This window comes from Pantoea sp. CTOTU50773, assembly GCF_032082325.1.
Taxonomy (GTDB): Bacteria; Pseudomonadota; Gammaproteobacteria; order Enterobacterales; family Enterobacteriaceae; genus Pantoea; species Pantoea communis.
The window spans coordinates 1-9,416 of record NZ_DAMDQC010000169.1; the positions used below are offsets into that span (position 1 = coordinate 1).

Genomic DNA, 9,416 nt, shown 5'->3' on the forward strand with positions numbered 1-9,416 from the left:
TTCTTACACAGCCACTGGATCGTTCAACTGATCCTTAACTGATCGGCATTAGGCCTTTCGGCCCGTTTTCTTTTATGCGTTCTGGCGCCACCATTCGGCGAGCAGAATGCCAGTCGCCACGGAGACGTTAAGACTCTCAACGTTGCCGGTACCGCCAATCGACAGGCTGATATCACCCTGCTGGAAGGCGCTGTCGGACAGACCTTCACGCTCCTGACCCAGTACCAACACCATTTTGGCTGGCAGCTCAGCTTTCGCCAGCGGCGTGCCTTCATGGCTTGAAGTCGTCACGATGGTGTAACCCGCTTTGCGGAAGGCTTCCAGACCGCTGGCAAAACTTTCACCGCTGATCGCCTGCACATGTTCTGCGCCACCTTCGGCAGTACGTACTGCCGCGCCCGATTCCAGCAGGGAAGCATCGTTAACCAGCAAACCTTTCACACCGAAGTGTGCGCAGCTACGCATGATGCCACCGAGATTGTGCGGGTTGCTGACATCTTCCAGCGCCAGCACGCAATCCCTGGTATCCGCTTTTTTCAGCCACTCAGAGACTTCCATGCCCATACGTTTCTTGATGATGAAGCACACGCCGCCGTGGTGTTCGGTGCCTGAAGCCTTAGTCAGCTCGGCATCATCCACCACGTGGTAGGCTTTACGGTTGGCCGCTAACCAGCGCAGCGTTTCGCGGAAGCGCGGGGTGACGCTCTGGATAAACCAGGCACGTACAATGCTCTCTGGGCGGCTGGCAAACAGCGCCTGGCAGGCATTTTCGCCGTAAACGCGCGTCTCTTCCTGACGCTGACGGCGAATCTGCTCGGGATCGATCACCGGCTTGTTGCTGGCTGCATCATCAACCTGGCTGTCATCAGCCACTGGCGGACGAGAAACGGTGCGCCACGGAGAATCACCGAAGCTGCGGTTGTCATCACGATCATCGCGACGACCGAAGCTGCGACCGCGGTCAGCATTGCGTGCATCACGCGCGGGCGTTCCGCGTCCACCTGCACTGCTGCGACCACCTTCTTCATTATTACGTGCAGTACGAGGACCAGAACGACGATTATCTTCCTGGCGCGCAGCAGGACGGCCGCCTTTGCCGGTACGGGGATTTGGCTTTTGGCCTGCATCCTCATCACGTACATACATCACTTTTACCTTGCCGCTTTTGCCTTTAAATTCGTCGTTCATTTGTTCCTCCTGCATTGAGAGCGCGAAGATTACCTGATGTGCTGGAGCTTAGCTATCAACTATTGAACCTATTGGGCAATCCAGATTGAGCATAGCACTCAACCTTTTCATAATGTTCGGCAATCATAACATTTACAGGTCCGGTTTGAGGTGACGATGAATACTGTATGTGCCTCCTGTCAGGCAACTAACCGCGTTCCCGAGGAACGTATTGCCGATGGCGCCAAGTGTGGTCGCTGTGGCGACGAGCTGTTCAATGGTGAAGTCGTGAATGCCACGGCAGCCACGCTTGATAAATATTTGCAGGACGATTTGCCCGTGGTGGTCGACTTTTGGGCGCCGTGGTGCGGTCCGTGCGTGAACTTCGCGCCTGTTTTTAAGGATGTCGCTGACGAACGCCGCGGTAAAGTGCGCTTTGTGAAAGTGAACACGGAAGCCGAACCGGCACTCAGCTCACGCTTCCGCATCCGCAGTATCCCGACCATTATGGTGTTCAAAAAAGGTGAGATGGTCGACATGTTAAACGGGGCAATGCCCAAAGCGCCGTTTAATGAATGGCTCGACGAATCACTTTAAGCACCTCAGGCCAGCCCCTGTGCTGGCCTTGCCGTTCGCCTTCCATTAAACTGGCGTTTTTTTCCTGCCTGCGATTCTATGTCTGAAAATGCCGTTCTGCGCTTACGTGCGCAACGTTTAGCACGCGCTACGCGCCCGTTTCTTGCCCGTGGCAATCGCGTGTTGCGTTGCCAGCGTTGTCTGTTGCCGCAAAAAAATTGCCTGTGTGCCACGCTGCAACCGCAGCTAGCACGCAGCCGTTTTTGCCTGGTGATGTTCGATACCGAGCCGATGAAGCCGAGCAATACCGGACGCCTGATTGCCGATATCCTGCCTGAAACGCTGGCGTTTGGCTGGTCACGCACCGAACCTGATGAAGCGATGCTCGCAGCAGTGCAAACCACCGATTATCAGCCACTGGTAGTATTTCCGGGCTCGTATGCCGATGCAGGCAGGGAAGTCCTCATCACACCTCCGCTCACCGGCAAACCACCGCTATTTATTATGCTGGATGGCACCTGGACCGAAGCCCGCAAAATGTTCCGCAAAAGCCCCTGGCTGGATGCGTTCCCGGTGATGTCACTCAACGTTTCCACACCTTCGCGCTACACGCTGCGGGAAGCGCACGGCGAGGGCCAGCATTGTACCGCTGAAGTGGCCGCCGCGCTGCTGGAACAGGCTGGCGATGCTGAGGCAGCAAGCGCGTTACAGCAGCATTTTGAGCATTTCCGTCACGCTTATTTGGCAGGCAAGCCGCATCATCCTGTGCACTATCAGGAAAGTGTGCTGTAGGGATCGCCTGATTTTTTAACTCGTCCGTTTGATTTCTAGTCGCACATCGCCATGGAGTTGGCTCCCAACATAAGGATGATGCGCTATGAAAGTCTGGTGGCTTGTTGTGCTGCTGATAGCGGGCTGCAGCACGGCACCGCAAACTGACCGCCCTTACCCACTGCAGTTACAATCCGTTAGCACACGCACAGGTGGCATCATTAGCGTTGCTGAATTGCAGCCAGGTGATTTGCTGCTCTCCTCCGCCACCTCGCCTCAATCCTGGGGCATTCGCCTGATTAGCTTCAGCGGTGTCAGCCATGCCGCAATCTACCTGGGTGATCGGCAAGTGGCGGAAGCCGTGGGCAGTGGTGTCAAAATCATTCCGCTGCAACAGGCTATTGAGGAGAGTAATAATGTGTTGGTGCTACGCGTGCCCAGCCTCACTCAAGACCAAAGCTCGCTGTTGCGCGAATTTGCCCACCAGCAACAAGGCAAAAAATACAATTTCAAAGGTATCGTGATGTTCATGCCGTTTATGGTTTCGCGCCGCGTCTGCGAGCTGCCGCTGATGCATGAAAATCTACGCAGTGCCTGTCTTACTGCATTAGCGCGCGTGCAACTCGCCGACGTTGACGATCCTCAAGCCAATCGCTTCTTCTGCTCAGAATTCGTCATCGCAGGATATCGCCATGCAGGCGTCGAGCTACTTCAGGGACAGGCGAGCTGGGTCAGTCCGGCTGATCTCATGCATCTGCGTGATAGAGATGTCTCAGCATGGCATAGCGAGCAGAATATGCAGTACATCGGCCATTTAAAGCGCTGGAACCTTAAAGAGATCCTCAGCCTGCGATCGGCGAGTCGGCAAGCAGAGTAAACAGCGTTTACAATCATGCCAATCTTGATGTCGGGAGCGGATGATGAGCCAACGCGGACTGGAAGCACTGTTACGACCTAAATCAATCGCGGTGATTGGTGCGTCAGTTACACCGGGGCGCGCCGGCTACTTTATGATGCGTAATTTGCTGGCTGGCGGATTTAGCGGTCCGGTGCTGCCGGTCACGCCGAAGTATAAAGCCGTAAGCGGTGTGCTAGCCTGGCCGGATATTGCCAGCCTGCCGTTCGCGCCCGATCTCGCCATTATCTGTACTCATGCCAAACGCAATCTGGAGCTGCTGCAGCAGCTGGGTGAAAAAGGCTGCAAAGCCTGCATCATTCTCTCCTCGCCCGCCAGTCAGCTTGAAGAGTTGAAAGCCTGCGCCAGCCAGTGGCAAATTCGCCTGCTCGGCCCGAACAGTCTGGGATTGCTGGCCCCGTGGCAAGGATTAAACGCCAGCTTCTCGCCGGTGCCGATCGCAAAAGGACGCATTGCCTTTATTTCTCAATCCGCTGCGGTATCCAACACCATTCTTGATTGGGCTCAGCAGCGCAATCTCGGCTTCTCCTGGTTTATCGCTTTGGGCGACAGTCTGGATATTGATGTTGATGACTTGCTGGATTTCCTGGCGCGTGACGGTAAAACCAGCGCTATTCTGCTCTATCTAGAGCATCTCAGTGATGCGCGCCGCTTTGTTTCGGCCTCTCGTAGCGCCTCACGCAATAAACCGATTCTGGTGATCAAAAGCGGTCGCAGCCATCAGGCACAGGCGATGATTGGCACACTCAGCGGGCTGGATGCAGCATGGGATGCCGCGATTCAGCGTGCCGGTTTGCTGCGGGTGCAGGACACGCATGAACTGTTTTCCGCGGTGGAATCGCTGAGCCATATGCGTCCATTGCGAGGGGATAGATTGATGATCATCAGCAACGGCGCAGCCCCCGCAGCCTTAGCACTGGATGAGCTGTACGCGCGTAATGGCAAACTGGCTACGCTGAGTGATGAGACTTTACAAGCCTTGACCACGTTGTTGCCCGAGGGCGTTGGGCGCGGTAATCCGCTGGATCTCAAGGACGATGCCACCCCTGCGCGCTATGTTGCCTGCATTGAACAACTACTGGATAGCCATGAACTCGATGCATTAATGATTATCCATGCCCCGAGCGCCGTGTCTCCCGCCACCGAAACGGCCGAGCAAATTATTGCGACAGTGGCAAAACATCCGCGCGGCAAACAGGTGACACTTCTCACTAACTGGTGTGGCGAATATTCGTCACAAGCCGCTCGTCGTGCTTTCACTCAGGCCGGAATCCCCACCTGGCGCACACCGGAAGGCACTATAACTGCATTTATGCATCAGGTTGAGTATCGCCGTAACCAAAAACAACTGCGTGAAACCCCCGCTTTGCCGATAGGCCTGACACAAAATAGTACGCAGGCGCACCAGTTGATTCAGCAAGCGCTGGATCAGGGGATTAACACCCTGGATACCCACGAAGTGCAACCGGTGCTGCAAGCGTATGGTTTGTCGACGCTACCGACCTGGATTGCGAGTGACAGCCGTGAGGCCGCCACTATTGCCGATCAGATTGGTTATCCGGTGGCGCTTAAGCTGCGGTCGCCGGATATTCCACACAAATCAGAAGTTCAGGGCGTGATGCTGTATCTGCGCAGTTGTGAGGAGGTCGAGCAGGCCGCTGAAGCGATATTTGATCGCGTGCGCCACACCCATCCTCAAGCCCGAATTGATGGATTGCTGGTACAAAGCATGGCGAATCGTGCGGGTGCGCAGGAATTACGCGTGGTGGTGGAGCAAGATCCGCTGTTTGGTCCCATCATTATGCTGGGTGAAGGCGGCGTAGAATGGCAGGCCGATAAACAGGCTGCCGTCGCACTTCCCCCATTGAACATGACGCTGGCGCGTTATCTGGTGATTCAGGCGATGAAGAGCGGCAAAGTGCGCAGTCGCAGTGCGTTGCGTCCACTGGATATTGCCGGGCTGAGCCAATTGCTGGTGCAGGTTTCAAATCTGGTGGTAGATTGCCCGGAGATCCAGCGGCTGGATATCCATCCGCTGCTGGCCTCCGCGAATGAATTCACCTTGCTGGATGTCACGCTGCAACTCGCGCCATTTACTGGTGATAACGAAGCGCGTCTGGCTATCCGTCCTTACCCGCATCATCTTGAAGAACAAGTACAGCTGAAAGATGGGCAGTATTGCCTGTTCCGTCCGATCTTGCCGGAAGATGAACCACAACTGCGCGCGTTTATCGCTCAGGTAACGAAAGAAGACCTTTATTATCGTTATTTCAGTGAGATCAATGAGTTCACGCATGAGGATCTCGCCAACATGACCCAAATCGACTATGACCGAGAGATGGCCATTGTTGCAGTACGACAGCACAACGGGAATGATGAGATTATTGGTGTGACGCGTGCGATCTCGGATGCCGATAACATTGATGCGGAGTTTTCGGTGCTGGTGCGCTCCGATCTTAAAGGACTCGGGATGGGCAGACGATTGCTGGAAAAGATGATCCGCTATACGCGCGATCATGGTCTGCAACAATTGAACGGTATCACCATGCCACACAACACCGGCATGATTACGCTGGCACGAAAACTGAATTTTCGTGTGAATATACAATTGGATGATGGCATTGTCAGCCTGAATTTACCGCTCGGTGAGGCGTGATGATATCCTGTACAGAAAGGTAAAAATCCTCCTTATCAGGCCGGTTGATGTTATTATTCACCGTTAGGATCATGATTTGATGGCAAAAGGCCATGCAATGAACAGAGAAGAAGTGCACTGTGATGTTGTCTAAATTTAAACGCAATAAACACCAACAACACCTCGCACAGCTGCCTAAACTGTCACAATCCGTGTCGGATGTGACCACGCTTTACTCGCCTGCCGAGTTCCGTGAGACCCTGCTGACGAAAATCGCTGCGGCTGAAAAACGCATCTGCATCGCCGCGCTCTATCTCGAGAACGACGACGGCGGGCGTGGCATCATGCAGGCGCTCTATGCTGCGCGTCAGGCACGTCCGGAGCTGGATATCAGTATTCTGGTGGATTGGCATCGCGCGCAGCGTGGCCGAATTGGCGCCGCTCGTGGACTGACCAACGCTGATTGGTATTGCGAGATGGCAGCACAGCATCCCGAGATCGCTATTCCAGTGTATGGCATTCCCGTTAACACGCGTGAAGCACTTGGCGTACTGCATCTGAAAGGCTTCATTATTGATGACACCTTACTGTATAGCGGCGCCAGCCTGAATGATGTTTATCTGCATCAGCATGATAAATATCGCTATGATCGCTATCAGCTAATCCGCAATCCACAATTGGCGGACACCATGTACGCGTGGATTTGCGGAAATCTCAAGCAGTCCGATGCGGTTAATCGCCTTGACCAGACTGAGCGTCCATCCAGCCCTGAAATTAAAAACGAAACACGCCAGTTCCGCCAGGATTTGCGCAGTTTTAACTACCAGTTCGCGGGGAATACTGACAATGACTCACTGGCGGTCACGCCGCTGGTGGGCCTTGGCAAACGCAGTCTGCTCAATAAAACCATCTTCCATTTGATGCCGTGCGCCGAGCGTAAACTGACGCTGTGCACGCCTTACTTCAACCTGCCAGCGATCCTGGTGCGTAATCTGATCCACCTGCTGCGTCAGGGTAAAGAAGTGGAGATCATCGTGGGCGATAAAACCGCCAACGATTTCTACATCCCGCCTGACCAGCCGTTTAAAATCATCGGCGCACTGCCCTATCTGTATGAGATCAACCTGCGACGCTTTCTGAGCCGTTTGCAGTATTACGTCAATAACGGCCAGTTGACGGTGCGTTTGTGGAAAGACGGCGAAAACAGTTATCACCTGAAAGGCATTTGGGTGGATGACGAGTGGATGATGATTACCGGTAATAACCTTAATCCGCGCGCCTGGCGACTGGATTTGGAAAATGCGGTGCTTATCCATGATCCGAAGAATGAGCTGGCAGAACAGCGCGAGAAAGAGCTGGCGTTGATTCGTGAACATACCACGACGGTCCAGCACTTCCGCGAATTAGAGAGTATTTCTGACTATCCGGCGAAAGTACGTAAGTTAATCCGTCGTCTACGCCGTATCCGTATTGACCGTCTTATCAGTCGCTTACTCTAGCAGATGCGTGCGTTCATCCTCTGCGTAGTTTTACTTTGTAGTGGATGTGCGCATGTGGCACAAGATAACTGGACCGGTAAGGACAAAGCCGAACACTTCTTCTCTTCTGCCGTGCTAGCCGCTGCCGGCAGTGAAATCTCCCAACACCAGCATCAAAGCCGTGGACAAAATTTACGTTTTGGCTTTTTGTTCTCGCTGAGTTTTGGCGTAGGAAAAGAGTTATATGACAGCCGCTCTTCGGGGAGCGGCTGGAGTTGGAAAGATCTCAGCTATGACGTGGCGGGAGCGGCCACTGGCGTTGCCTTGTGGAATTTAAGCCAATAATCACAGTGCAATGCCCTTCCCTTTGCGATGGAGCATCAGGGAAATAACGAAGGCCAATGCCCCCATCGCCGACACATACCAGAAGAAACTGGTTTCAATCCCCTCTTTCTTCAGCAGTAAAGCGACATACTCGGCCGAACCACCAAAGATCGCATTAGCCACCGCATAAGATAAGCCAACACCTAGTGCGCGCACTTCTGGCGGGAACATTTCTGCTTTCAGAATGCCACTGATGGCGGTATAGAAGCTGGTGATAATCAGCGCCAGCATGATCAGTGCAAATGCGGCCCAACCGCTCTGCACATTTTGCAGCATCATCAGGATCGGCACGGTACAGATCGCTGCACCCGCACCAAAGATCATCATCGAGGATCGACGACCGATCTTATCTGAAAGCGCTCCAACGATCGGCTGAATCAACATGAAGACGAATAATGCAGCAGTCATCAATCCGCTGGCACTGCGTGCATCCATCCCTGCCGTGTTGACGAGATACTTTTGCATGTAGGTGGTAAAGGTGTAGAAGCTCAGTGAACCGCCGGCAGTAAAACCCAATACCATCAGAAATGCGCGTGAGTGATTGCGCAGCAAACCCATAACGCTGCCCGCATCTTTATGTTCACGATTCTTTTTCTCGGAGGTTTCATTCAGTGAGCGACGCAGCCACAGAGCGACCACAGCCAGCACGGCGCCAAGGAAGAAGGGGATACGCCAACCCCAACTCCGCAACTCTTCGTCGCTGAGGATCTGTTGCAGCACTACCACGGTAAGAACCGCTAACAGCTGCCCGCCGATCAGCGTCACATACTGGAATGATGCGTAAAATCCTTTACGGCCTTCTAAAGCGACTTCACTCATGTAAGTAGCGCTGGTGCCATACTCTCCTCCCACTGACAACCCTTGAAACATACGCGCCAGCAGCAGGATCACCGGTGCCGCTACGCCAATTTCGCCGTATCCTGGCAGGCAGGCGATCACCAAGGATCCTAAACACATCATGCAGACAGAAATCAGCATTGAGTTTTTACGTCCATGGCGATCGGCGATATAGCCAAACAGCCAGCCACCAATCGGACGCATTAAAAATCCAGCGGCGAATACACCTGCTGTTTGCAGTAACTGCGTAGTGGTATCGCCTGCCGGGAAGAATACATGCGCGAAATAGAGTGAGAAAAAGGAGTAAACGTAGAAATCGAACCACTCGACCAGGTTGCCCGATGACGCGCCAACAATCGCCCAGATGCGTTGTTTGCTGTTTATCGTTGATTCAGATGGTGCCACTTTTTGTTGTAGTGAGTCGGTCATGTCTTACCTCATTTCCTTGCGATAAATTAATGCCAAAGGATTCAGTAAAGCACGTGTTGGGCGGTTTCGGGAATTGGATGACGTTGAAGGTGCTAATTTGTGATTAGTAAGGGATTTTGGGGGTGAAATTAGGGCGATTGCATGCAATTTCAGCGTTATATAGACGTAAAAAAACCCTGAACTTTCGTTCAGGGTTTCTTCACTTATTTGATGCCTGGCAGTT

General features: G+C 53.5%; 8 protein-coding genes. 6 read left to right on the plus strand and 2 right to left on the minus strand.

Annotation, left to right across the window (positions count from 1 at the left end):
• Positions 1-72: 72 nt before the first annotated feature.
• Positions 73-1,188: a tRNA/rRNA methyltransferase gene (locus RT340_RS19580; RefSeq protein WP_160834684.1), complete on the minus strand. Its 1,116-nt coding sequence runs from the start codon at positions 1,186-1,188 to the stop codon at positions 73-75.
• 156 nt (positions 1,189-1,344) lie between these two features.
• On the opposite strand from RT340_RS19580, the gene trxC reads away from it, so the two are divergent.
• The 6 genes from trxC to RT340_RS19615 all read left to right on the plus strand — a co-directional run bounded on the left by trxC (position 1,345) and on the right by RT340_RS19615 (position 7,888).
• A complete protein-coding gene (trxC, locus tag RT340_RS19585) occupies positions 1,345-1,764 on the plus strand; it encodes a thioredoxin TrxC (RefSeq protein WP_034825465.1) in 420 nt (139 codons plus the stop codon).
• 78 nt (positions 1,765-1,842) lie between these two features.
• Positions 1,843-2,535 (plus strand): tRNA-uridine aminocarboxypropyltransferase, encoded by a 693-nt coding sequence (locus RT340_RS19590; RefSeq protein ID WP_313377535.1) that lies wholly within the window; start codon positions 1,843-1,845, stop codon positions 2,533-2,535.
• Positions 2,536-2,620: 85 nt separating this feature from the next.
• A complete protein-coding gene (locus RT340_RS19595) occupies positions 2,621-3,391 on the plus strand; it encodes a YaeF family permuted papain-like enzyme (RefSeq protein ID WP_313377536.1) in 771 nt (256 codons plus the stop codon).
• Positions 3,392-3,434: 43 nt separating this feature from the next.
• On the plus strand, positions 3,435-6,086 hold the full coding sequence (locus tag RT340_RS19600) for a bifunctional acetate--CoA ligase family protein/GNAT family N-acetyltransferase (protein WP_160834686.1): 2,652 nt from the start codon (positions 3,435-3,437) through the stop codon (positions 6,084-6,086).
• Positions 6,087-6,208: 122 nt separating this feature from the next.
• Positions 6,209-7,564, plus strand: coding sequence for a CDP-diacylglycerol--serine O-phosphatidyltransferase (gene pssA, locus RT340_RS19610; RefSeq protein WP_313377537.1), 1,356 nt, complete (start codon positions 6,209-6,211; stop codon positions 7,562-7,564).
• 3 nt (positions 7,565-7,567) lie between these two features.
• Complete coding sequence (locus RT340_RS19615) at positions 7,568-7,888, plus strand: YfiM family lipoprotein (RefSeq protein WP_058959193.1); 321 nt, start codon at positions 7,568-7,570, stop codon at positions 7,886-7,888.
• Here RT340_RS19615 and RT340_RS19620 read toward each other — a convergent pair whose 3' ends face one another.
• A complete protein-coding gene (locus RT340_RS19620; RefSeq protein ID WP_160869954.1) occupies positions 7,889-9,193 on the minus strand; it encodes an MFS family transporter in 1,305 nt (434 codons plus the stop codon).
• Between the last annotated feature and the right edge of the window lie 223 nt (positions 9,194-9,416).

Excerpts from the sequence above, each read along its gene's own strand:
- pssA (WP_313377537.1), top strand. The coding sequence starts at position 6,209 with ATGTTGTCTAAATTTAAACGCAATAAACACCAACAACACCTCGCACAG.
- RT340_RS19620 (WP_160869954.1), bottom strand. The coding sequence starts at position 9,193 with ATGACCGACTCACTACAACAAAAAGTGGCACCATCTGAATCAACGATA.
- RT340_RS19580 (WP_160834684.1), bottom strand. The coding sequence starts at position 1,188 with ATGAACGACGAATTTAAAGGCAAAAGCGGCAAGGTAAAAGTGATGTAT.
- RT340_RS19600 (WP_160834686.1), top strand. The coding sequence starts at position 3,435 with ATGAGCCAACGCGGACTGGAAGCACTGTTACGACCTAAATCAATCGCG.
- RT340_RS19615 (WP_058959193.1), top strand. The coding sequence starts at position 7,568 with ATGCGTGCGTTCATCCTCTGCGTAGTTTTACTTTGTAGTGGATGTGCG.
- trxC (WP_034825465.1), top strand. The coding sequence starts at position 1,345 with ATGAATACTGTATGTGCCTCCTGTCAGGCAACTAACCGCGTTCCCGAG.
- RT340_RS19590 (WP_313377535.1), top strand. The coding sequence starts at position 1,843 with ATGTCTGAAAATGCCGTTCTGCGCTTACGTGCGCAACGTTTAGCACGC.
- RT340_RS19595 (WP_313377536.1), top strand. The coding sequence starts at position 2,621 with ATGAAAGTCTGGTGGCTTGTTGTGCTGCTGATAGCGGGCTGCAGCACG.